We start from the raw sequence: 21,529 nt of genomic DNA, 5'->3' as shown, positions 1-21,529 counted from the left end.
TCCTTATCGTGCGATCAGGGAAGATAAGAGCAGGCGAGCGCGTAAACCTTGCCTACGGTGGAGCTTTCGGGCCGCTGGCGCAGTACATCAGGCCCCCATCCACGTTTGCGCAGGTTTTTCAGCACCGTTTCATAGCTGGCACCCATAATGCGGGCTGGCAGCATGGTGCGGGGGCGGCAAAGCTTCATGGTGGCAAATGCCGTTGTGAAGTGATCCTGCGCACGAGCAGCTATAATTTTGGTAACTTCCTGTAAGCCGGGGGCGGTAAGTGCCTTTACCGGATCATGAGGCACGTTAAACCGATCTAGCAGATCGGATGGCAGATACAGGCGGCCACGTGCGGCATCTTCGGGCAGATCACGCAGGATGTTGGTTAACTGCAGGGCGCGGCCCAGATGATAGGCAACCTTATTGCCTTCATCAGAGCACTCACCAAAGATACGCACAGACAAACGGCCAACGGCTGCGGCTACGCGATCACAGTAAAGATCCAGCGTTTTTTCATCCGGCGCTACAATCGGGGTGGCGGTATCCATCAGCATGCCATCAATGATGGCATCAAAATCTGCCTGTTGCAGCGCAAAGAACGGAATGGCGGCTAGCAGAACGCGTTCCAGCGGTTCGTGCGGGGTTTCAAGCCTGTCCTGATACAGGTGGGCAATCTTTTTGTGCCATTCCTCCAATGCCTGTGTGCGTTCTGCCAACGGGGCCAGGCCATCGGCAATATCGTCCACCACACGGCAGAAAGCGTAAATGGCATACATGCCGTAGCGGCGCATGGGGGGCAGGATACGCATGCCAGCGGCAAAGGAAGTTCCCGCCTGTTTGACCGTACTTTCCACCCAGGCAAGATCAGCAGGATCACACCCAAGGGGGGTCGGCTCGTCATGCATCTGGATGTCTGGGGTTGTCACGCGCTTCTCACTTGTTGTTCGATTGTCAAAGTTATTTGGTCAGGCTCTTTTTACAGAAGTTCTGCCATTCGGAAAGGTCATGCCCATGCCCGCAGGGCCGCAATGGCTGCATGCATGCCGTCTGCCCGACGCAAGGCCACACGCCTTGCCAGTGGGTCTTCACGCCGCAGGCGGCGGGTAAGGCAGTGTGCCAGTTCTACAATAGCAGCACATTCCATACGGAATCGGCGGTCACGGATATGGGCAGCTAAGGCGGAAGCCTGCTGGTTGAGGGCATCTACCCCGTCCAGCATGGTGTTGAAAACACGCCGCAGAGCAGGAGAGGTGCTACCAGCCAGCAGATCCTGCTGCGATGTGCCGCAACGTTGCATCATATCTGCGGGGATGTAGCAGCGCTTCAGGCGCTTGAGATCACCAGAGCAATCCTGAAGGTGGTTTAGAATCTGTAGTGATGTGCACAGTGCATCGGAGGGCGCAAAGGCGGCGGAAGATTCTTCGTGCAGGCCAATCAGATAACGGCCCACAGGGTTGGCGGAATACCGGCAGTATTGCAGCAGATCATCCCATGTCTGATAGACATGCCCGCGCGAATCGTTGCGGAAGGCAATCAGCAGATCCGTTGCCGTTTCAAACGGAACATGCGTTTGCAGAAGAGACCGGCGCAACGTTGCTGCACTTTGGGCATCGGGCCGGTTGATCGGGTCCCGCTTGCCGAGCAAAACCTCTTCCATTGCATTCAGGCGTGTAATCTTGTCATCGGGGGCAAGGGTTTCACTATCTGCAATGTCATCAATAACACGCGCGTAATCGTAGTAGGCATGCACGTGCGGGCGCAGCTTTTTGCTGATTAGTAGGGAACCGACGGGAAAGTTTTCATCCGAAGCTCCCTTGCCGGATGAAACGTCTGCTGTTCCCCATACGCTGGTTGTGTTGGTCATGCCTGGCTCAATATGATTGCGCGATAAGGGCAGCCCCGTGATTTACATGAGGCTGCCGGGAATGCCTATCCCTTAACTGCGGCCCTGCCCAGAGGGAGGCTTCAGATATATTTCAGGCGCGCCGGCTTTTTTGTTCTAGCGTGCGCCCATCATTGGGTATGGCTTCGGTATAGGCGCGGTCTTTCCAGACCACACCTTTACCCCGGTGGTGGTTAAGGGCGGACCCGATAGTGGCGGCTGTATAAAACAGCGCAATAAACGGCAACGCCAATGCCCATAAAGGCGAAAGGCGAAAGCGCCGCAGCGTAGGTATAAAGGAGCAGAGAGAGATGGCAAACGTGGCTGCTCCAACCCATTGTGCAGGCCCATGCGCCAGAAAAGCAAGTGCAGCAGGGGCAAGCCACACCAAAATCATGGCTAATACGGTTAACACCAATAGCGCGGGTGAAAAGCGTAACTGCACGTAAGCCGTGCGCGCAATCATACGCCAGATATCGCCAGCCGTTGGATAGGGACGAACAGATTTGGCCAAGCAGGAATGGCCTAGATACAAGTGGCCGCCAGCTTGTTTGACGCAGCTTGCCAGTGTGCAATCATCTATCAGGGCGCCACGCAGGGCTTCAATGCCGCCAATCTGGCGGAGCATATCGCGGCGCAGTAAAATGGTGCCCCCAGCGGCTCCGGCCGTTTTATCTTTGGGGTTATTCACCTTGGCGAACGGATAAAGCAGGGCAAAAAAGAATACAAAAGCTGGCACCAAAGCGCGCTCAGCAAGGCTTTCGCACTGAAGTTCCACCATTTCGGAAACCATGTGCAAACGGTCTGTTTGCGCCTTGGCCACCAAGGTAGAAACATGTGCTGGAGCATGCAGAATATCTGCATCTGTAAACAGTATGTAACCGCTGCCATCTGCACATTGGCGCTCCGCCTCTGCCACCCCTTGGGCAACGGCCCATAATTTACCGCTCCAGCCAGCAGAAGGCTCAGCCCCATCTACAACGGTCAGGCGGTTGAGAGGGTCGGGCAAAGTCCGTGCGAGATCCCCTGTGCTATCCGTACTGCGATCATTTACCAAAATAACGGAAAGGCGGCCCATGTAATCCTGCGCCAGCAAAGAAGAGAGGGCTGGCTGAATGGATTCAGCTTCATCCCGAGCAGGTACAACCACCGTAACATCCGGCGCAATATCCATGCGCGTCCGGCCTGCGTCTGCGGGTTGCAGAATGGGGCCAGCCTGCCAGAACTTTCCATGAAAAAATATCAGCCCAATCCAGATAATGGCGCATAAGATAGCCAGAGCCAGTATCACTGCTGCTCTCCTATTTCAGCATGCCATTATTGCGGAACCAGGTAATGGCATCTTCCACCGCCTTGCGTGCCGGACGCGGGTTATACCCTAGTGCATGCTTGGCTTTATCGGATGAGAAGAACATTTTTTTGCGGGACATGGCCAACATCTCACGCGTTACACGTGGGTTGATGCCAAAGGAGCGGGAAAGCCATTCGGACACAATTGCCACAGGCCAGATGACTTCCTGCGGCAGCCTGATTTTTGGCGGCGGCACGTGGGCAATTTCTGAAACCATAGCGAACAGATCGCCCAGCAGGTAGTTTTCTCCGCCCAGAATATATTTTTCGCCAACGGTGCCACGTTCCAGCGCTAGCGCATGGCCTTCAGCCACGTCATCTACATGTACAATATTCACGCCTGTATCTACATAGGCGGGCATGCGGCCTGCGGCACAATCCAGAATCATCTGCCCGGTGGGGGTGGGTTTGATGTCTCGCGGGCCAACGGGTGTGGAAGGGTTTACGATAACCGCCGGTAGCCCCTGATCACGCACTAATTGCAGCACTTCCTGCTCGGCCCGGTATTTAGAGCGCTTGTAAATGCCAATAACGGCATGTTCCTGTACGGGGGTGTTTTCATCGGCAATGGAACCATCACCAATCAGGCCCAATGCCGCAACAGAGGAACAATACACAATTTTTTCAACACCAGCCGCTTTTGCGGCCAGCATAAGCTGGCGGGTGCCCTCTACGTTTGCTGTCATCATAGGGGCAGGGTCTGGCACCCATAGCCGGTAATCGGCAGCAACGTGGAATACGTAGCGGCACCCTTCTACCGCACGCGCAAAGGTTTCTGGGCGAGAAAGATCACCGTCCACCAAATCGGCAGGAATATCCGCAATATTGCGTCTATCGCTGCCTTCGCGCACCATTAGCCGCAGGGAATGCCCCCGTTCCAGCAAAGTGCGGGCTACGGCGGAACCAACAAAGCCTGTTGCGCCGGTTACGAGGGTATGGGCAGTCATGAGAATATACGCTCCCCCAGAGGTACGATACGTAAATAAAAGTGGTAAGGACGTTAATCCCGAACGGCAGGTCTGTTTCTTTATCCTGCTGTCCGAGGTGGCGCCAGACCCCGTGGTGGTGTAAGGGGACGAACCAATCACACACACACACTGATGCGCCGTTTGCTTTTTACCACATGGCAAAGGGCCTTGGGTGTGCTGGACAAACAGAGCTGGGGCCTTGAAGAAGCTTACGGTTTTTCTTACTTTTCTCGGGCTTGTGGCCGTTACGGCAGCAATGGCATGGAGCGGTTTCGATTCCGTTTTGCATGCCGTTATGCGTATAGGTCTGGGCGGCTTTCTTGTAATGGTATGCTGCCAGTTGCTGGTAGATGGCGTTCTGGGGCTGGCTTGGCATGCCGCTTTTCCCGAACTGGGCTATTTTAGGCTGCTATCCGCCCGCATGGTGCGCGATGCCGCAGCAACGTGCCTGCCTTTTTCCCAGCTCGGTGGCATTGTTATCGGGATTCGGGCCACATGCTCGTCGCATGGCTTTTATAAAGGCGATAAGCGGGAAGTGGCGTTGCCAGAGGCAGCTTGCGCCAATCTGGTAGATATCACCACGGAAGTGATGGGGCAGGTAGCGTTTGTGCTGCTGGCCGTTGCTTTTTTGGTGGCGCATCAGCGTTCCAGCCCGTTTGTTGTGCCCGTAGTGTGCGGTGCGGTGTTCCTGATTGCAGGCACAGCCGGGTTTATCTGGACCCAGCGGCATGGTGGTAATCTATTCCGCAAATTTGGTGGAACATTTACCCGCAGCCTTGCCTCCCAATGGCACGAAAACCTGACTCAAGGCGCTGATGATCTGCAAGAGCAGATGGAAGCGGCATGGAGCCGCCCGTGGCATATCTGCCGCTCTGCGCTGTACCATTTTATAGGGTGGCTGGGCAGCGCAGCTATGCTTTGGCTAACGGCGCGTTTTCTGGGTGCACATCTTTCCTTCCCCAATGCCGTTGCTGTGGAAGGTGTAACCTGCGCCATTATGTCTTTAGGATTTCTGGTGCCCGGTAGTTTGGGTGTGCAGGAAGGCGCCTATATGGCGCTGGGCCATGCTTTTGGTATCGATCCTTCTGTCTCACTTGGGCTTTCTTTGCTGCGGCGTGGGCGTGAGATCATCATCGGTATTCCTGTTCTGTTGGCATGGCAGTTCATGGAAATGCACGGTTTACGGAACAATAATAAAACTGATGAGGACAAGGCAGCGTATCCTCCCGCTTCTTCAGTGGTGAAGGATACTCACCTTGGCTGAGGATACTGTGCCTGTTTTTGATACGCTGGCTGTTATTGGGCCAGGGCTTATCGGATCTTCCGTGTTGCGGCGTGCGCAGGCGGAGGGAAATCTGGTTCGCAAACTTATAGCAGTGGATCAGAGCCCGGATGTGTGTGCCCGTGTGGCAGAGCTAGGTATTGCGGATGAGGTGACAACAGATGCCGCAGCCGCAGCCGCGCAGGCTGATTGCGTGATGCTGTGTGTGCCAGTAGGCGCTATGGGCGCAGTAGCTGCACAGGTTGTTCCGGCCATGAAGCCCGGCGCAATATTGACAGATGTGGGCTCTACCAAGGTGTCTGTGATTGAGGCTATCAGGCCTTCACTACGGGCAGATGTGCCATATGTGCCCACGCATCCTATGGCAGGCACAGAGTTTTCTGGCCCAGATGCCGGGCTGGCAGATTTATTTGAGAATCGCTGGTGCCTGATGACGCCGTTAGACTGCACTACGGCAGAGGCGTTGGAAAAAATGCGCACCTTGTGGGAACGCTGCGGTGCCCGCTTGCGGGAAATTACACCCGCGCATCATGATCGTGTTTGCGCCATTGTTAGCCATTTGCCGCATTTGCTGGCCTTTACCATTTGCGGCACGGCAGATGATCTGGCGAGTGAAACCCGGTCTGAGGTGTTGGATTTTGCTGCATCCGGCTTCCGGGATTTTACACGTATTGCAGCTTCAGACCCCATTATGTGGCGGGATATTTTTCTTTCCAACCGTGAAGCTCTGCTGGAAATGCTGGGTCGGTTTATGGAAGATGCGCAGGCTATGGCGCGCGCTATCCGATGGGAAGATTCCGATTACATTGTGGATCGGATTGAACGGGGCCGCAAAATTCGCAAAAGTCTGATCGAGAACAAACAGGCCTAAAGGCCAGACCTGCGTGCTTAAAAATCAGGTCGGCTGCCCGTAGGCCTTGATGTGTAGCGCATCCAGCCGTTTGTGGTTGCGGTCTGTCATGGGGCTGAGTTCTAGCACTTTCTGCCAGGCTTTCAGGGCGGCTATGCCATCATTACGGTGTTCTTCAACACTGGTCAGAAGGCTCCAGCTTTCCGCATCTAGCGGATCGCGCTGCAAGGCTTCGCCTATATCAGCGATGGCTCCTTTAAGATCTCCCGCCACAAGGCGCATTTGGGCGCGTGTGCGCCACAGAATGGCTTGGTCGGGCTGTAGGGCCAGTGCATCGCCTATGTCTTCCACCGCATCATCTGGTTTATCGGTTGTCAGATCTTTTTCTGCCCGACGAACCAACAGTTGTGTGGTGGGGGAAAGCTTGGCCGAACGGAGGGCCTCCAGTTGTTCTTGCAGGGTGTGCGCTTCCTCTGGTGTTTTAGCGTGAGCCAATGCCGTGGAAAGCTGCTTTATTTGTTCTGCAATGCTGCTGGAATGCTGTGATGCGGCATGTGCTGGTGGGGTGGCTGGTGGTGTGGTGGTTTGCGTCCATCCTGTAGCCGGAAGGCCCATATGCATTGCGCAGATGCTGGCAAACAAAAACCCGCTCCTCCGACAAGCGGAAGAACGGGTTTTACGCATGACATGCGTGTTCAACCAGCCAAAAAGGGCCGGATGATGCATGAGATTAGCCCTGACGAGCTTTCATGCGAGGGTTCTTCTTGTTGATAACATAAACCCGGCCGCGACGACGCACTACACGGCAGTCTTTATCGCGCACTTTGGCCGACTTCAGGCTGTTTCTGATTTTCATGGCCCGTTTTCTCCGCCGATGCTGATGGACGTACAAAATAAGTTGGCTCGGCACATACCGGGTGCGTGCGTGAGAGTCAATATTTCTCGCATTTCTGGGCGCATTTTCTCATCATTCAGGTGGATTTTCTGCTTTGCGCGAGGGTGTTGCAGGTGGGGCCAGTGCCGCAAAAGTTGTGGCAAGTGTTTGAAAATCTGCTGCGCGGGGAGATCTTGGCCGCCACGCCAGCCCAATGGTACGCCGCGCCAGATCGCTGGTAAGAGGGCGTGCTATAAGATTATGGCCTCGCAGAATGCCTGCATGAATGGCCAGTTCGGGCATAATGGCAATGCCCAACCCCAGTTCCACCATTTCTGCCATGGAGTGGAGAGACATGGCGGTAAAGGTGGAGTCGCTTTCTCCTTCAGATCCGCTCCGGCTCGGGCTTTGGCGGCAAATGGCCAGAGTTTGATCGCGCAGGCAGTGCCCATCCTCCATCATGATCATGTTGTGTTCGGATAATTGAGAGGCTGGTACGGCAGGTAGGGCAGAAAATGGGTGGTCTGGTGGCATAATCACCCGGAAGGGGTCTTGCCATAATGGGTGTGTTTCTGTGCCATCGCACAGGCAGGGCATGGCCACCACCAGTGTATCTAACTGGCCGAGGGAGAGTTTTTCCAGCAGGTGTTCGGTCGTGTCTTCCGTAATGGACAACAGAAGGCGCGGAAAGTGCTCGCGCAAGTTAAGCACCAATTGTGGAATCAGAAATGGCCCAATGGTGGGAATAATGCCGACTCGTAGCGGCCCAGTTAGCGGTGTGCGGGCAGCGGCAGCCAATTGCGGCACGGCTTCCAGTGCCGCCAGTGCTTGTCGGGCCTTGAGTGCAATTTCGTGCCCCAAAGGGGTGAATACCACTTTTTTGCCCACGGTGCGGTCTAGCAAAGGGGCATCAAGCTGGCGTTCCAGCGCCATAATACCGGCGGAAAGGGTCGATTGTGTGACTGCACAGGCAGCGGCAGCCCGCCCAAAATGGCGCAGTTCTGAAAGGGTGATCAGATAGCGTAATTGCTGGGCAGAAGGCAGCGGCAGCACGGTATGATTTCCTGATGCAATGTATCTAAGGGGCAAATCTTCGGCATTTCATCGAATAATTCAATGATTTTGATATAAAATATTCATTGGCTTAAATGAAAAAGCCGCGCCATACAGGACAACACAGCCGGTGGCACGTTGGTGCTGCATGGTGTGTGCCAAGCTATAAGGAGCAAGATTATGCTGACAGTTGGCGATAAATTTCCAAGTTTTGATCTGACCGCCGTTCCTGGTGGCCCGGAAGGCCTGAAGGGCGAATTCGTTCAGATTTCTGACAAGAGCGATGCCGGTAAGTGGAAGATCGTATTCTTCTGGCCGATGGACTTCACGTTCGTCTGCCCGACAGAAATCGTGGCTTTCGGTAAGTTGGCTAAAGACTTCGCTGATCGCGATGCCGTTGTGTACGGTGTGTCTATCGATAGCCAGTTCGTGCACCTTAACTGGCGCCTGCATCATGATGACCTGAAGGATCTGCCGATCCCGATGCTGGCTGACATCAAGCGTGAGCTGACAGAAGGCACAGGCGTGCTGGCTAAAGAAGCCGGCGTTGCCCTGCGCGCTACCTTTGTTGTGGACCCGCATGGCGTGATTCGCCACGTATCCGTCAACGATCTGTCCGTTGGTCGTAACCCACAGGAAATCCTGCGTATTCTGGATGGCCTGCAGAGCGACGAACTGTGCCCCTGTAACTGGAAGAAGGGTGACGACTTTATTAAAGTCTGAGCCTGAAAATTTCATCCGGCCTATGGGGCGGATGAGGCGGTGCGGGTGGCATATGCCACCCGTTGCCTTCTTCCATAAAGGGGGAGGCGGTGGCCCTGATGTGGTTACCAACTGCGCCAGATAATGGTGCAGCTTACGCGGCAAAAACCGTGCTGGCGCTATGCGTCTGATTTTTCCGAACAACCTGAATATTGGAAAATGCTATGTCCATTGATGCAATCAAGGATCGTATTCCCGATTATGCCAAGGATCTGCGGCTGAATCTCAGCTCTTTGGTTAATGATGTGACACTCACACCGCAGCAGTTGGCTGGCACATTTGTGGCATCTGCACTCGCCGCGCGGAATGATGAAGTTACATCAGCTATTGTGGCGCAGTTTGCTTCAACACTTTCACCAGAAGCTCTTACGGCAGCCAAATCTGCTAATGCCATTATGGCCATGAACAACATTTACTACCGCTTTGTGCATATGGCAGGTGGTGAATATTCCCAGATGCCTGCGCAGTTGCGCATGAGCGTGATTGCCAAGCCGGGCGTAGAAAAAGCTGATTTTGAGCTGTGGTGTCTGGCTGTTTCTGTAATCAATGGATGTGATCTGTGTGTGACCAGCCATGAAAAAATCGTGCGCGAGGCATTAGGGGTATCTGCCGTGCAAACAGCAGCACGTATTGCCGCAACTGTGCATGCTGTTGCAGTTACCCTACAAGGTTCCAGTGCTTTAGGTGATTGAAGCTGAAAAGCCTTGCTTCCGGCTGCTTGGCAGCCGGACAAAAGCAGGACGCACCACTTTGTGTTCCAAAAAGAAATAAGTTTTTAAGGAAATAAAGTGGCGCGAGTGACGGGGCTCGAACCCGCGACCTCCGGCGTGACAGGCCGGCGCTCTAACCAACTGAGCTACACCCGCAGTTTCAACGCGCTTTCGTGCGTTGGTATGTCGCGCTTTATAGCGATGTTTTCGCGTTTGGCAACAGGGTTTTCATAAAAAAATTCATTTCAGGAAGAATTTCTCGTGCTACGCGCAAAAAAATGGCAATTTCTTTTGAAAGGAATGGCTTATTTGGCCTTTTCAAATGCTCCGGCAATAGAAAGCAACACCTTGTCCGCCACCAAGGGCTCATAGGTTTTTATGCCATAGGCGCTGCGCTTCAGTTCTCCCGTAGCCTGAAAGCCCACAGTATAGGTTTTGTTCATGGGGTTTTGCCCTGCGCCTATAAAACGTGCGTGCAGGGTAAGTGGCTGTGTAATGCCATGTAGCGTAAATTGCCCTTCAATATCAGCCGTGTCTGTTCCGGTTGGTGTGATTTTGGAGGAAACAAATTCAGCCTTGGGGTAGTGGGCCACATCAAGCCATTCAGAGGTTTTGAGTTCGTTAGTCAGCTTGGTGCTGGGGGTTAGGACGCTGTCAGTGGGAATAGAGACACTGAGCCGCGATGCTTCCGGTTGAGCGGGATCAAGCGCAAGCGTGCCCGATGCGTTTGAGAAAAAGCCGGAATAATTGGTAAAGCCCAGATGGAGTACAGAAAACACCACCTGCGTATGGTTGGGATCTACAGCGTAGTTCCCTTGTTCAACAGCGGAAAAGGCTGGAGCAGCTTGAGCCGTGGAGAGAACAAAAGTTAATCCCGCAATCATAAGGACAGGGCGCGAGAAAAAAGTGCTCATAAGCTTGTTCCTTTAAAAACGAGGGCTTTGAGAGGGATAGCTCCTGAGCAAACAGAAAGTTGCCGGTAAGTTTTTACGGCCTTTAACCGAAGCGGAAACCAGATAGCGCTTTACCCAAAACGGTATCGCTATAAGTGCGAATCCCTTCATCCTGCCCGGCAGCGCCTGCTGCCACCATAAGTGGCAGCAAATGTTCTTCCCGCGGGTGGCAAATACGTGCGCCGGGGGCAGCGGCCCAGTGCACAAGCTGGGTATCGCGCTTAACTGGCGGGGCTGTAACTGCTTTTTCCAGCCATGTATCAAATTCTTGTGCAGCCTGATTGGTGGCTGGGGAACCGTTCATGAAGTGGCGCAGGTTATGATAGCTCATACCTGTGCCAATAATCAGCACATTCTGGGCACGTAAAGGCTCCAGCGCGGCCCCTAGAGCAATGTGGGCGGCAGGGTCCATGCTTTTTAGCAGGGAGAGTTCCACAATCGGGATATCAGCTTTTTCAAACGCCAGCATGAAGGGAATAAAGACACCGTGGTCAAACCCGCGTTTGTCATCTGTGGCGCATGGCATGCCGGCTGCGTGCAAAAGATTGCAAACACTTTGGGCCAGTTCAGGGCTGCCGGGCGCTGGGTATTGTAGCTGATAGGTATGTGGCGGAAAGCCAAAGTAATCATAAATCAGGGATGGATTGGGCGCGGCCGTAATGGTGGGAATGTCTTCTTCCCAATGGCCGGAAACCACCACAATGGCATCGGGTTTACGGGGGAGGGTGCTTTGCGTGCTGCGGAGATACGCCGCCATTTTGTCCCACGTATTGGGCCAATCCATAAAAAAGCATGGGCCACCACCATGAGGAAGAAAGAGAACGGGTTGGCGCGAGGGAAGGGAAGACCCCGTAATGGGCATGCTATTTTTCTCCAATATCCGTGCTTCATATTGGAGGCGAAGGGGGCGCTTGATAAGCTGTTATTCTAGGAAAACTGTTTTTGCATAGGGTATGAGGCAAGAAAAAAAGCTGCGGGGCAGAAGCCGCCGCAGCTTTTTGTCAAGCAGAGTGCAAAGGCGGTTTATTTGCCTTTTGCAGCTTCCAGAGCTTTCACAATGAACTCGCCTGCTTCTTCCTTTGTGCCCCAACCGGTCACTTTCACCCATTTGCCTTTTTCAAGGTCTTTGTAGCGGGTGAAAAAGTGCTCAATGGCCTGCACGGTAATTTCCGGCAGATCGTCCACGCTCTGCACCTTGGTAAACTGTGGGTGCACTTTATCGTGCGGCACGCAGATGATTTTTTCGTCCTGACCGGATTCGTCTTCCATCTTCAGAACGCCAATTGGGCGGGCGCGAATCACACAACCGGGCACAACATTGTGCGGCGTCAGCACCAGAGCGTCCGTTGGGTCGCCATCAGCGGCCAGCGTGTTGGGGATAAAGCCGTAAGCCGTAGGGTAAGCCATGGGCGTGAACAGGAAACGGTCCACCACAAGGGCGCCGCTTTCCTTGTCGATTTCGTATTTGACAGAAGAACCCTGCGGAATTTCGATCACGACGTTAATATCAAACGGCACATCTTTGCCGGGGGAAAGTTTTGAAACGTCCATTGAAGACTGCTCCAGAGCTGAAAAATTAAAGGCGGCAAACCCTATCTGGCAGATGCCCGCTTGCCAAGAGTAATGCGTTTTTCATGCCAACTGGCAGTTTTCAGCATAGAAACCCTTGCCAAATCGCTCAGGTTGCGTAATCAGGAACCCGCCTGCGCGCCCGTAGCTCAATTGGTTAGAGCGGGCCGCTCATAACGGCTTGGTTGCGGGTTCAAGTCCTGCCGGGCGCAGGCGATAACAGCTTGCTGCGCCGATGTGGTCGCACCCGCCCTTTAATCTTACCCATCCGCATTACGGGAGTTCATTATCATGGCATCCTATCAATACGTTTATGTCATGAAGGATCTGACAAAGTCCTATCCCGGCGGGCGTGAAGTGTTTAAAGGCATCACGCTATCCTTCATGCCGGGTGCCAAAATTGGTATCTTGGGTGTGAACGGTGCAGGTAAGTCCACACTGCTGAAAATCATGGCCGGCATCGATAAGGAATTCGGTGGTGAGGCATGGGCCGCAGAAGGGGTGCGTGTTGGCTATCTGGAGCAGGAACCGCAGCTAGACCCTAAGCTGACTGTGGGCGAAAACGTGGCTCTGGGCTTTGGTGATCTTAAAAAGGCCGTAGATCGGTTTAACGAGATTTCCGCCCGCTTTGCCGAACCCATGGAAGATGAGGAAATGAATGCCCTGCTGGCTGAACAGGCCGAATTGCAGGAAAAGATTGATGCCGGTGATGGTTGGGAGCTGGACCGCAAGCTAGATATTGCGCTGGATGCCCTGCGCTGCCCACCCGCAGATAGCCCGGTAGATAAGCTTTCTGGTGGTGAGCGTCGTCGCGTAGCGCTGTGCCGTCTGCTGCTGGAAAAGCCCGACCTGCTGCTGTTGGATGAACCAACCAACCATCTGGATGCCGAAAGTGTTGCATGGCTTGAGCGCACGCTGAAGGATTACGATGGCACCGTTATGGTTATTACCCATGACCGTTACTTCCTGGACAACGTGACCAACTGGATTCTGGAAATCGAGCGTGGCCGCGGTATTCCGTTCGAAGGCAACTATTCCTCTTGGCTGGAGCAGAAGCGCAAGCGTCTGGCACAGGAAGAAAAGGAAGAAAGTTCCCGCCAGCGTGCACTGGCTGCGGAACAGGAATGGATTAATGCTAGCCCCAAAGCACGCCAGACCAAAAGCAAGGCCCGTATTACCAAATATGAGGAAATGTTGGCGGCCAGTGCTGAAAAAGTTGGCGGCGTTGCGGACATTGTTATTCCACCTGGCCCACGCCTTGGTGGCACTGTTATTGAGGCCGAAAACCTCACCAAAGGCTTTGGTGAGCGCCTGCTGATTGATAACCTTAACTTCAAGCTGCCGCCGGGTGGTATTGTGGGTGTTATTGGGCCGAACGGTGCTGGTAAATCTACCCTGTTCAAAATGATTATCGGGCAGGAAAAGCCGGATGCGGGTGCGCTGAAAATTGGTGAAACCGTAAAGCTTGGTTACGTAGATCAGTCTCGTGATGATCTTGATGCAGATAAAACCGTATGGGAAGAAATTTCCGGCGGCACGGATGTTATCTATCTGGGTAAGCGGGCTGTGCCTTCACGCGCTTATGTTGGGGCCTTTAACTTTAAAGGTTCTGATCAGCAGAAAAAGGTTGGCGTGCTTTCTGGTGGTGAACGCAACCGCGTGCATCTGGCCAAGATGCTACGGCAGGAAAGCAATGTGATCCTGTTGGATGAACCTACCAACGATTTGGACGTGGATACCCTGCGTGCGCTGGAAGATGCGCTGGCAGAATTCCCCGGTTGCGCAGTGGTGATCTCGCATGATCGCTGGTTCCTGGACCGTCTGGCAACGCATATTCTGGCCTTTGAGGGCGATTCCCACGTGGAATGGTTTGAAGGGAACTTCCAGGCATATGAAGAAGACAAACGCCGCCGTCTGGGGCCAGATGCGACAGAACCTGGCCGTATCCAGTACAAACCTCTGGCCCGCTAAGTAGGGTTAATAGGAGCCCTTAATTTATTGGGCTCCTATCTTGATGAAGGCACCATGTATTACCGGCAGCATGCGGAATTAGAGGAAGGGCTTTTGCCTTTCCTTTGCTGCAAGGCGTGAATTGTGGATTCGCGTTCTGTTAGAACTCCGCGCCTGCTGCTTAAGCCCGTAACATGGCGGGATATGGAAGATATGGTGCGCCTAAAAGCAGATGGCGGTGCCTTTGGCCGCATGTTGGGTGGCGTGCGTAGCCGCCAGCAGGCGGAACTGGAAATGGCGGATGATATCGCTTTCTGGGCCTGCCATCGGGTAGGTATTTTTACCATTCATGAAAAAGGCCGCTTTGTCGGCATGACCGGTATTCATGATCGGCCCGATGGGCGTGGCTTTGCCTTACGCTTTGCGCTTTTTCCGTGGGCCAGCGGTCGAGGTATTGCACGAGAAGCCGCAAGTGCTGCGCTTAACTTTGCGCATGATGCCGGAATTAATAAAGTGATAGCCGTTGCAGCAGAAAGCAACGTGGCGTCCCGCACCATTTTGGGTGGTATTGGTATGCGGGTGGAAGAAACGTTTCAAAGAGATGGCCAAACAATGCTGGTTTATGAAAGTGTTTGGCCCAAGCCATAAAAAAGGCGCTCCCAGAGGGAACGCCTTTTTCTACAAACCGAAAACTCTATTTGTGCGTTAGTTGGCCGCTGTGTGGTGGCTTAACTGGCGTTGCAATGCATCCAGAAGGGCACCTACGTTACCGCCATTACGTGCGATGTAGGAGGAATAGTCATTCCGCTGCGTTAGGCGCAGGCTTGCACCTTCACCAATTACGTCCACCACTTTGGGGCTGCCAGAGGCTTCGCTAACAATCCACTGCATGGCGGCCGCAGGCTGTTGTGGGCGCATCAGCGTGCTGTCCACGGCGTATTCATCTGGGCCAGAGCTGGTTACATTCCCCAGCGTAAAGTTTACGCCACGGTATTCACCCAGCTTGTCCGTAATGGCGTTCACCAGAACCTGATGGAACAGGCCCAGATAACGCTGTTGCTGGTCTGGTGAGGCTGTTTTCCAGTAACGGCCCAGGCAGTAGCGGCCGATTCCATCAATATCGACGTTTTTCTGCACCAGCGGCAGAACTTTCTCTTTCTTTTCGCTCAGCGGAATAGGGCTGTTGACGATAGCGACAAGCTGGTTGCCAAATACCTGAATAAATTGTTTTGCGTTTTCCGCAGCACGAGCGGGAGCGGAAAAAAGGCCACCAGCGCAAAGCAGGGCAAAGGCACCCAGAATAACACGGCGGCTTGAAAGAAATTTCATGTCTGTGTACCCTTTTGGCTGTTTTTCTTAATGGTACCAGTCTGGCACGGTCGCGCGATTATCATTCTTGATGGCTTCAGCCTGCGCCCGACGCTGCTGCTGATAGGCGCTACGAATCGTAGCATAAGGATCCAGCGCGTCACGCTCCAACGCGTCTAGTTCATCCAAATGCTCAGAACGGGCATGCACAACCCCAAACAGGTTATAAGCCCAGTTAAAGCTAACCAACCCGTACCCGCGTGGCACATAGTCCCATGGGGAAAGGCCTTGGTCAATGGCGTAGCCAATACCATCACGGATAGAAGATGGCCCCATTGGCAGGAACAGATATGGCCCCGCAGGAATGCCCCAGTTAGCCAGTGTCATGCCAGCATCGTTATCATGGTGCGGGAATCCGGCCATTTTGGCCACGTCAATCAAACCGCCCAAGCCCACTGTCATGTTCACGCACCAGCGCACAAACATATCACCTGCGCGGCGTGGCTTGCCTGCCCCCACATCGTTAAAGAAAACGGAGGGTTCGTTCATGGTTCTGACAAGGTTGCCCAATGAATTACGTACCGGGCGTGGCACGGCCCACACGTAAGCTTTGGCCATGGGGCGCAGGCCCCATTTATCGAACTTCATGGTTAAGTTGAACATCTTGCGGTTCAACGGTTCGTAGGGGTCGTTCGCCGCCTTGTATTCAGCCAGAGCATCCGGGTCTTTGGGTACGGGTGCCTTAATAGCACTGCATCCTGCCGTACCCAGCAAAGTGGCGGCCAGGCAGAATGTGCCCAAACGAAAACGGCGCTGTGCCGAGGAACCTTCCCGCGTCTGACTTTTTTTTGCCTGCGCGCGAGGGCGGAGCCTTGAGCCGTTCCGTCCTGAAATCATTGCCACCTTTACCTTTGCTCTGTGACGACCGTCTGGCCCATGCTGAATGCAGGCCAATTGCTGTCGCTTTCTCTACCACGAGAAACCAGCGGCGCAATGGCAGGGCTTACTTGCATAACAAACAGGGGCGTAAAATAGACCTGTGTGTGCGATCTTTGACAGGAGAGTGAGAGATTTTTGTGCAATCTGTTGCCAGAAAGTCGCACTTCCTATCTTGCTTCAAAAAGAAAAGAGAATCCTGAAATCAGAGGCCACGATCCCGCTTGATGATATCCCACGCAGCGTTAATGCGTGAAATTTTAACGGATGCGGCTTCAATTTCAACGGCGCTTGCATTGCGGGCCAACAGAATATCCGGGTGATACTGCCGCACCAGTTTCTTCCACAAGGCACGCAGTTCTTCATTTGAAAGATCTGGCGAGGCACCCATAACAGTATAGGCATCATCTTCGGCCATGGCTGGGGTGGAACGCCCGTGGGCTGCACGTTCCCACGCGCCACGGCTTAAACCAAACAGGGCATGTACCCGTTTGAGAAAACGCTCTTCTTCAGGAGCCAAGGGTTCATCCGCTGCCAGATCGGCGCGCGCAATGGTAAACAGAATTCCCATCAGGTCTTCCAACGGGCGTTTATCTGTTGCGTAAACTTGCCCCAGTTCACGCGCGAAGGCTTCGTAATCATCCGTACGTTGGCGTGCCATATCAAACAGGCGTCCAACTTCACGCATGTTTTCATCTGGCACGCGAAAACGAGATTTAAAGGCGTTGATTTCTCGCCGGTTAACGGGCGCATCACACTTAGCCAGTTTGGCGCTAAGGATAACGCAGGAAAGCCCGTAAAGCTGTTCTTTCTTGCCAAGGGCCGCAGCCAGTTTGGCAGCCACAAAGGTAGCAGCCCCGTTAGGATCCGGCCTTGCGCGCGCAGCCCATTTATCGCTCCAGCCACCTGTTGGAGGCTGGAGAATCGCACCTGTATCTGCTGCGTGGCCGAGTGCTGTGCCAACCGCTGCGCCAACCGGCCCGCCTACGGCAAAACCGGCTACGCCACCAAAAATTTTACCCCAGATCGCCATATCAACAGTTTATCACGTTCTGGCAGCCTGCCCAAACATCTCTGATGCTTTAAGCGGACACAGCAGTTCTGCGTTGCTTTCAGGCAGAGGGAATCGCATGAGTGGTAAGCTGCTGTTTCAGCCATTCCAGTGCATAAACCCGTAAGGCAGAGGCTAGTGATTGCTCGGGTGAGCGTGCGGCATCCACTTTGGTAACCATCTGCGGCAGTGTTTGTGCCTGTTGGTTGGCTATATCTTCCAGCACATCCCAAAAGGTTGGTTCTAACGCCACGCTGGTATCATGGCCTGCCAGAATCAGGCTGCGTTTGCGTAAATGGCGGCTCAAGCAGCATCTCCCGTCAGGCGCTGCGTGGCCCAATCTGCTGCTTCCGCCACAACCGCATCTGGGTCTTGCCGCAATGCTTGTGCATAAGGCAGCAAATCCGGATGGCCAGAATTGCCAATGGCTATCAGCACGTTGCGGATGAACCGGTTGCGTCCGATACGTTTGATAGGAGAGCCAGAAAACATGGCACGGAAAGCCGCATCATCCAGTTGGCTGAGTGTGGCCAGTTCTGGTGTTATCAAATCTGGCCTTGGTTGCAGCTTGATGTGGCGAGATATCTGGGCAAAGCGGTTCCACGGGCATACGGCCAGGCAATCATCGCAACCATAAATATGTGTGCCAATGGCTTTGCGGAGTGGCAGTGGAATAGGCCCTGCATGTTCAATGGTCAGGTAGGAAATGCACTTGCGTGCATCCATTTGATAAGGGGCCGGAAAAGCCTGCGTAGGGCATGCGTTCAGGCAACGGGTGCAGCTTCCACAACTGCCCCCAGAATGGGCAGAGGCTGGAAGTTCCAGCGTTGTGTAGATTTCGCCCAGAAAGAGCCAGCTTCCGTGCTGGCGAGACACCAGATTGGTGTGCTTGCCTTGCCAGCCTAGCCCGGCCTGTGTGGCCAGAGGTTTTTCCGCCACAGGGGCTGTATCAACAAACACTTTCACATCTGGGGCTGTATCCAGCACCATGCGGGCTTCGCGCACGATAAACTGGGCCAGATGCTTTAGCATACCCTTAACAACATCGTGATAATCACGGTGGCGCGCATACACGGAAATATTTCCGCATGTGCGATTGTGGAGTGTGCTTAGCGGATTCTCTGCCGGTGTGTAGTTCAGGCCTAACGCAATAACGCTGCGGGCTTCTGGCCATAAGGCCGTGGGTTGGCTGCGCTGTTCCGTGCGGTCTGCCAACCAACCCATTTCACCATGATACCCTTCGGCTAAAAAATCTTTCAGCCGTGCGCGCACTTCTGGCCCCAGATGGGCGGGACAGAAGCCTATGGCATCAAACCCAAGTTCCAGCGCCTTTATGCGTATTTTTTCCGCCAGTCTTGCTGCTGGTGCAACAGGTTGTAGCGCAGGCGCGGAAGGGGCGATCATAGAAAGACTTATTCAGGGAACAGGTGGAATAGCGGGTTGCGGCATTTCATCTTCCGTCCAATCCTCTGCTGCCCATTCTGCACGTAAAGCGGTGGCCAGTGCATCCAGCCGTTTTTCAACAATAGCCTGCCGAATCTGGCGCATCAGGCGCTGATAATAGGCAATATTATGCCATGTTAGCAGCATGGGGCCGAGTATTTCATTGGCGCGGAACAAATGGTGCAGATAAGCGCGGCTATGGCGTGAACATGCCAGACAGTCACAGTGTGGAGAAATAGGGCGTGCATCTGTGGCATGGCGGGCATTACGCAGGTTTAGCGTGCCGCGCTCGGTATAGGCGCGGGCAGTGCGGCCTGCGCGGGTAGGCATCACGCAGTCAAACATATCCACGCCACGTTGCACGCTGCCAAGCAGATCATCGGGGGTTCCTACGCCCATAAGGTAACGTGGTTTGTCCTGCGGCATGATGGGGGTTGTGGTGTCCAGCGTGGCGAACATGAGTTCTTGCCCTTCGCCTACCGCTAGGCCACCAATGGCGTAGCCTTCGAACCCGATATCGGTGAGCGCTTTTACGCTTTCCGCCCGCAGATCCGCTTCTGTACCACCTTGTACAATACCGAACTGACCATACCCTTCACGCTGTACATAGGCTTGGCGGGAGCGTGCAGCCCAGCGCATGGAAAGCCGCATGGAAGCTGCAATGGCTTCTGGCGGTGCGGGCAGGGCGGGGCATTCATCAAAACACATGGTGATGGTGGCATCCAGTGCGTGCTGGATGTCTGTTGAACTTTCCGGCGTGAGCCGATGTTCAGAACCATCGATGTGAGAGCGGAAGGTGACGCCATCCTGATCCAGCCGCCGCAGCGCACCCAAGGACATCACCTGAAATCCCCCGGAATCTGTTAGAATCGGTCCGGACCAATCCATGAATTTATGGAGCCCACCCAGAGCGCGTATGCGTTCTGCCCCTGGCCGCAACATGAGGTGATAGGTGTTGCCCAGAACAATGCCTGCACCTGTAGAGCGCACGGCATCCATAGTCATGGCCTTTACCGTGCCCACTGTGCCAACCGGCATGAAGGTAGGGGTGGCTACAGGGCCGTGGGCTGTGTGCAGCATACCAGCGCGGGCAGCGCCATCTGTGCTTTCACACGTCCAGTTAAAGCGGGTCATTTTACTGTTCCGAGGTGGGGGCGTGGATGGAATGGGCGCAGCGCAGCAGGCAGGCATCGCCGTAGGAATAAAAGCGGTAACCGCTGGCAACAGCATGGGCATAAATCTGCCGCGCGCGTTCGACGCCCGCAAAGGCGGAAACCAACATGAACAGCGTAGAGCGTGGCAGGTGGAAGTTGGTGAGCAGCATATCCACTGCGCGGAATTGATAGCCGGGCCGAATGAAAATGGAGGTTGTGCCATCAAACGGGTGCACAATGCCGTTTTCATCGGTTGCGGTTTCCAGCAGGCGCAGGCTGGTGGTGCCAATGGCAATAATACGCCCGCCAGCCTTACGGGTGGCGTTAATACGTTCTGCTGTTTCCGGGGTGATGATCCCGCGTTCTGAATGCATTTTGTGCTCAGAAATCTCGGCTTCCCGCACTGGCAAAAAGGTGCCAGCTCCTACATGCAAGGTGAGCGTACAGCGCTGAGCACCTGTGGCATCTACAGCTTTCAACAGGGCTGGCGTAAAATGCAGCCCAGCGGTGGGAGCAGCCACAGCACCTTTGTTACGCTCAAAAATGGTGGCGTAATCGCTGGTGTCCTGCGCAGTTGGCCCTTCGGGGCGATGAATATAGGGGGGGAGTGCCAATGCACCGGCTTTTTGCAGGAATACATCAAAAGCATCCCCTTCCGCACTAAAGTGGAGCACTGCCCCCCCGCCGGGCTCTAACGCCAACACGCGTGCTATGTCCTGCACACCGGGGAATGCAATAATGTCACCAACCTTGAGTCTGCGGGCATTACGCACCAACACATGCCAACTGCCATCTGGCTGAATCTGATCCAGCGTAATACCAATTTTGGCTTCTCCGCGCAGGCCATGCAACTGGGCACGAATAACGGCCGTATTGTTTGCAACCAGCAAATCTCTCCGCTTCAAAAGCGAGGGCAGATCACGGATATGCCGGTCAGCAAATATGCTAGGCTGTGTGGCATCCAGAAGGCGCGCGGCTTCTCGCGGGCGGGCGGGTTCCTGCGCGATCAGGCTTTCTGGAAGGTGGAAATCAAAATCTTCGGTGCGGTCACTGCTCATGATGGCACCGTTTACGCAATAGGCTGGGCCAAGACCAGAGGTAAAGGTGCAGTTCTGCAGGTGGCATGTAGCCTGTGGGGGTTGAAGAGAGGAAGCTTAGGGGCCAGATTTCTTTTTCAGTCATGCCGGAGGGTATTCCGGTGAACAGATATTTAAAGGATGACAATTTATGTCTTACGCTCTTTTGGATGCCGCACGTGTTGCCAAGGCCGCTGAAGTTTCTTTGGGTGTGTTGAAAACCAGTGATGAAACCACAGAAGCGCACCAGCGTAAGGTTATTATGATTGAACGGATTGAAGCTCTGGCCAAAGCAGCAGCAGAATCCAAGGCAGGCGTTACGCTGACATCCGAAGAATTCTGGTTGATCAGCCGTAACTGGTAACAGCAC

General features: G+C 54.2%; 24 protein-coding genes and 2 tRNA genes. 8 read left to right on the top strand and 18 right to left on the bottom strand.

Annotated features, from left to right (window positions below):
• Positions 1–14: 14 nt before the first annotated feature.
• The 4 genes from hpnD to hpnA all read right to left on the bottom strand — a co-directional run bounded on the left by hpnD (position 15) and on the right by hpnA (position 4,167).
• Positions 15–893 (bottom strand): presqualene diphosphate synthase HpnD, encoded by an 879-nt coding sequence (hpnD, locus tag FKW31_RS02215; RefSeq protein WP_035352759.1) that lies wholly within the window; start codon positions 891–893, stop codon positions 15–17.
• Positions 894–991: 98 nt separating this feature from the next.
• Complete coding sequence (hpnC, locus tag FKW31_RS02210) at positions 992–1,852, bottom strand: squalene synthase HpnC (protein WP_150177435.1); 861 nt, start codon at positions 1,850–1,852, stop codon at positions 992–994.
• 112 nt (positions 1,853–1,964) lie between these two features.
• Complete coding sequence (locus FKW31_RS02205; RefSeq protein ID WP_150177433.1) at positions 1,965–3,161, bottom strand: glycosyltransferase; 1,197 nt, start codon at positions 3,159–3,161, stop codon at positions 1,965–1,967.
• Positions 3,162–3,171: 10 nt separating this feature from the next.
• Complete coding sequence (gene hpnA, locus FKW31_RS02200) at positions 3,172–4,167, bottom strand: hopanoid-associated sugar epimerase (RefSeq protein WP_150177431.1); 996 nt, start codon at positions 4,165–4,167, stop codon at positions 3,172–3,174.
• Between the two features lie 193 nt (positions 4,168–4,360).
• On the opposite strand from hpnA, the gene FKW31_RS02195 reads away from it, so the two are divergent.
• Both FKW31_RS02195 and FKW31_RS02190 read left to right on the top strand, forming a co-directional pair.
• Entirely contained in the window at positions 4,361–5,452 is a 1,092-nt protein-coding gene (locus FKW31_RS02195) for a lysylphosphatidylglycerol synthase domain-containing protein (protein WP_063353351.1), read from the top strand.
• A gap of 7 nt (positions 5,453–5,459) precedes the next feature.
• Positions 5,460–6,341 (top strand): prephenate/arogenate dehydrogenase family protein, encoded by an 882-nt coding sequence (locus FKW31_RS02190; RefSeq protein ID WP_193562028.1) that lies wholly within the window; start codon positions 5,460–5,462, stop codon positions 6,339–6,341.
• Positions 6,342–6,365: 24 nt separating this feature from the next.
• Here FKW31_RS02190 and FKW31_RS02185 read toward each other — a convergent pair whose 3' ends face one another.
• The 3 genes from FKW31_RS02185 to FKW31_RS02175 all read right to left on the bottom strand — a co-directional run bounded on the left by FKW31_RS02185 (position 6,366) and on the right by FKW31_RS02175 (position 8,247).
• Positions 6,366–7,046: a hypothetical protein gene (locus FKW31_RS02185; RefSeq protein ID WP_150177427.1), complete on the bottom strand. Its 681-nt coding sequence runs from the start codon at positions 7,044–7,046 to the stop codon at positions 6,366–6,368.
• A 4-nt stretch (positions 7,047–7,050) separates the two neighbouring features.
• Positions 7,051–7,176: a type B 50S ribosomal protein L36 gene (gene ykgO / locus FKW31_RS02180; RefSeq protein ID WP_003625637.1), complete on the bottom strand. Its 126-nt coding sequence runs from the start codon at positions 7,174–7,176 to the stop codon at positions 7,051–7,053.
• A 111-nt stretch (positions 7,177–7,287) separates the two neighbouring features.
• Positions 7,288–8,247, bottom strand: a complete 960-nt coding sequence (locus FKW31_RS02175) for a hydrogen peroxide-inducible genes activator (protein ID WP_089178421.1) — start codon at positions 8,245–8,247, stop codon at positions 7,288–7,290.
• Positions 8,248–8,427: 180 nt separating this feature from the next.
• Here FKW31_RS02175 and FKW31_RS02170 point away from each other — a divergent pair, with 180 nt between their 5' ends.
• Both FKW31_RS02170 and FKW31_RS02165 read left to right on the top strand, forming a co-directional pair.
• Positions 8,428–8,970 (top strand): peroxiredoxin, encoded by a 543-nt coding sequence (locus FKW31_RS02170; protein WP_063353355.1) that lies wholly within the window; start codon positions 8,428–8,430, stop codon positions 8,968–8,970.
• Between the two features lie 203 nt (positions 8,971–9,173).
• Complete coding sequence (locus FKW31_RS02165) at positions 9,174–9,701, top strand: carboxymuconolactone decarboxylase family protein (RefSeq protein WP_150177425.1); 528 nt, start codon at positions 9,174–9,176, stop codon at positions 9,699–9,701.
• A gap of 97 nt (positions 9,702–9,798) precedes the next feature.
• On the opposite strand, the gene FKW31_RS02160 is transcribed toward FKW31_RS02165, so the two are convergent.
• From FKW31_RS02160 to ppa, 4 genes are all read right to left on the bottom strand, one after another.
• Positions 9,799–9,875, bottom strand: a tRNA-Asp gene (locus FKW31_RS02160).
• Positions 9,876–10,024: 149 nt separating this feature from the next.
• Complete coding sequence (locus tag FKW31_RS02155) at positions 10,025–10,633, bottom strand: YceI family protein (protein ID WP_150177423.1); 609 nt, start codon at positions 10,631–10,633, stop codon at positions 10,025–10,027.
• 82 nt (positions 10,634–10,715) lie between these two features.
• A complete protein-coding gene (locus FKW31_RS02150; RefSeq protein ID WP_063353357.1) occupies positions 10,716–11,534 on the bottom strand; it encodes a class III extradiol ring-cleavage dioxygenase in 819 nt (272 codons plus the stop codon).
• Positions 11,535–11,695: 161 nt separating this feature from the next.
• On the bottom strand, positions 11,696–12,223 hold the full coding sequence (ppa, locus tag FKW31_RS02145) for an inorganic diphosphatase (protein ID WP_006116780.1): 528 nt from the start codon (positions 12,221–12,223) through the stop codon (positions 11,696–11,698).
• 156 nt (positions 12,224–12,379) lie between these two features.
• Between ppa and FKW31_RS02140 the strand changes: the two genes are divergently transcribed.
• The 3 genes from FKW31_RS02140 (at position 12,380) to FKW31_RS02130 (ending at position 14,839) form a co-directional block, all read left to right on the top strand.
• Positions 12,380–12,453 (top strand) — tRNA-Ile (locus tag FKW31_RS02140).
• Between the two features lie 79 nt (positions 12,454–12,532).
• Complete coding sequence (ettA, locus tag FKW31_RS02135) at positions 12,533–14,212, top strand: energy-dependent translational throttle protein EttA (RefSeq protein ID WP_089178424.1); 1,680 nt, start codon at positions 12,533–12,535, stop codon at positions 14,210–14,212.
• 123 nt (positions 14,213–14,335) lie between these two features.
• Positions 14,336–14,839: a GNAT family N-acetyltransferase gene (locus FKW31_RS02130; protein WP_063353359.1), complete on the top strand. Its 504-nt coding sequence runs from the start codon at positions 14,336–14,338 to the stop codon at positions 14,837–14,839.
• Positions 14,840–14,896: 57 nt separating this feature from the next.
• Here the strand turns inward: FKW31_RS02130 and FKW31_RS02125 are convergent, their stop codons facing one another.
• The 7 genes from FKW31_RS02125 to queA form a co-directional block, all read right to left on the bottom strand.
• Entirely contained in the window at positions 14,897–15,520 is a 624-nt protein-coding gene (locus FKW31_RS02125) for a phospholipid-binding protein MlaC (RefSeq protein ID WP_006116783.1), read from the bottom strand.
• Positions 15,521–15,547: 27 nt separating this feature from the next.
• Complete coding sequence (locus FKW31_RS02120) at positions 15,548–16,396, bottom strand: VacJ family lipoprotein (RefSeq protein WP_026019323.1); 849 nt, start codon at positions 16,394–16,396, stop codon at positions 15,548–15,550.
• 244 nt (positions 16,397–16,640) lie between these two features.
• Complete coding sequence (locus FKW31_RS02115; protein WP_063353360.1) at positions 16,641–17,468, bottom strand: TerB family tellurite resistance protein; 828 nt, start codon at positions 17,466–17,468, stop codon at positions 16,641–16,643.
• 79 nt (positions 17,469–17,547) lie between these two features.
• A complete protein-coding gene (locus FKW31_RS02110) occupies positions 17,548–17,793 on the bottom strand; it encodes a ribbon-helix-helix domain-containing protein (protein ID WP_063353361.1) in 246 nt (81 codons plus the stop codon).
• The gene (gene queG, locus FKW31_RS02105; RefSeq protein WP_150177421.1) at positions 17,790–18,890 is read right to left on the bottom strand and encodes a tRNA epoxyqueuosine(34) reductase QueG; all 1,101 of its coding nucleotides are present in this window, start codon (positions 18,888–18,890) and stop codon (positions 17,790–17,792) included. Before queG ends, FKW31_RS02110 begins: the two co-directional genes overlap by 4 nt.
• Positions 18,891–18,902: 12 nt before the next feature.
• Positions 18,903–20,063, bottom strand: coding sequence for a tRNA guanosine(34) transglycosylase Tgt (gene tgt / locus FKW31_RS02100; RefSeq protein WP_063353363.1), 1,161 nt, complete (start codon positions 20,061–20,063; stop codon positions 18,903–18,905).
• A gap of 1 nt (position 20,064) precedes the next feature.
• The gene (queA, locus tag FKW31_RS02095) at positions 20,065–21,141 is read right to left on the bottom strand and encodes a tRNA preQ1(34) S-adenosylmethionine ribosyltransferase-isomerase QueA (protein ID WP_150177419.1); all 1,077 of its coding nucleotides are present in this window, start codon (positions 21,139–21,141) and stop codon (positions 20,065–20,067) included.
• A gap of 169 nt (positions 21,142–21,310) precedes the next feature.
• On the opposite strand from queA, the gene FKW31_RS02090 reads away from it, so the two are divergent.
• Entirely contained in the window at positions 21,311–21,523 is a 213-nt protein-coding gene (locus tag FKW31_RS02090) for a hypothetical protein (RefSeq protein ID WP_003624836.1), read from the top strand.
• Positions 21,524–21,529: the final 6 nt, after the last annotated feature.

It is taken from the genome of Acetobacter sp. DmW_136, from assembly GCF_008690365.1.
Lineage (GTDB): Bacteria > Pseudomonadota > Alphaproteobacteria > Acetobacterales > Acetobacteraceae > Acetobacter > Acetobacter oryzifermentans.
This window is presented reverse-complemented; position numbering and strand designations above follow the sequence as displayed.

What these genes read in the sequence shown, in the direction of transcription:
- FKW31_RS02125 (WP_006116783.1), bottom strand. Translation starts at nt 15,520, where the DNA reads ATGAAATTTCTTTCAAGCCGCCGTGTTATTCTGGGTGCCTTTGCCCTG.
- FKW31_RS02165 (WP_150177425.1), top strand. Translation starts at nt 9,174, where the DNA reads ATGTCCATTGATGCAATCAAGGATCGTATTCCCGATTATGCCAAGGAT.
- FKW31_RS02155 (WP_150177423.1), bottom strand. Translation starts at nt 10,633, where the DNA reads ATGAGCACTTTTTTCTCGCGCCCTGTCCTTATGATTGCGGGATTAACT.
- ettA (WP_089178424.1), top strand. Translation starts at nt 12,533, where the DNA reads ATGGCATCCTATCAATACGTTTATGTCATGAAGGATCTGACAAAGTCC.
- FKW31_RS02090 (WP_003624836.1), top strand. Translation starts at nt 21,311, where the DNA reads ATGTCTTACGCTCTTTTGGATGCCGCACGTGTTGCCAAGGCCGCTGAA.
- hpnC (WP_150177435.1), bottom strand. Translation starts at nt 1,852, where the DNA reads ATGACCAACACAACCAGCGTATGGGGAACAGCAGACGTTTCATCCGGC.
- hpnA (WP_150177431.1), bottom strand. Translation starts at nt 4,167, where the DNA reads ATGACTGCCCATACCCTCGTAACCGGCGCAACAGGCTTTGTTGGTTCC.
- FKW31_RS02115 (WP_063353360.1), bottom strand. Translation starts at nt 17,468, where the DNA reads ATGGCGATCTGGGGTAAAATTTTTGGTGGCGTAGCCGGTTTTGCCGTA.
- FKW31_RS02185 (WP_150177427.1), bottom strand. Translation starts at nt 7,046, where the DNA reads ATGCATCATCCGGCCCTTTTTGGCTGGTTGAACACGCATGTCATGCGT.
- hpnD (WP_035352759.1), bottom strand. Translation starts at nt 893, where the DNA reads ATGCATGACGAGCCGACCCCCCTTGGGTGTGATCCTGCTGATCTTGCC.
- tgt (WP_063353363.1), bottom strand. Translation starts at nt 20,063, where the DNA reads ATGACCCGCTTTAACTGGACGTGTGAAAGCACAGATGGCGCTGCCCGC.
- FKW31_RS02170 (WP_063353355.1), top strand. Translation starts at nt 8,428, where the DNA reads ATGCTGACAGTTGGCGATAAATTTCCAAGTTTTGATCTGACCGCCGTT.
- ppa (WP_006116780.1), bottom strand. Translation starts at nt 12,223, where the DNA reads ATGGACGTTTCAAAACTTTCCCCCGGCAAAGATGTGCCGTTTGATATT.
- FKW31_RS02150 (WP_063353357.1), bottom strand. Translation starts at nt 11,534, where the DNA reads ATGCCCATTACGGGGTCTTCCCTTCCCTCGCGCCAACCCGTTCTCTTT.
- queA (WP_150177419.1), bottom strand. Translation starts at nt 21,141, where the DNA reads ATGAGCAGTGACCGCACCGAAGATTTTGATTTCCACCTTCCAGAAAGC.
- FKW31_RS02120 (WP_026019323.1), bottom strand. Translation starts at nt 16,396, where the DNA reads ATGATTTCAGGACGGAACGGCTCAAGGCTCCGCCCTCGCGCGCAGGCA.
- ykgO (WP_003625637.1), bottom strand. Translation starts at nt 7,176, where the DNA reads ATGAAAATCAGAAACAGCCTGAAGTCGGCCAAAGTGCGCGATAAAGAC.
- queG (WP_150177421.1), bottom strand. Translation starts at nt 18,890, where the DNA reads ATGATCGCCCCTTCCGCGCCTGCGCTACAACCTGTTGCACCAGCAGCA.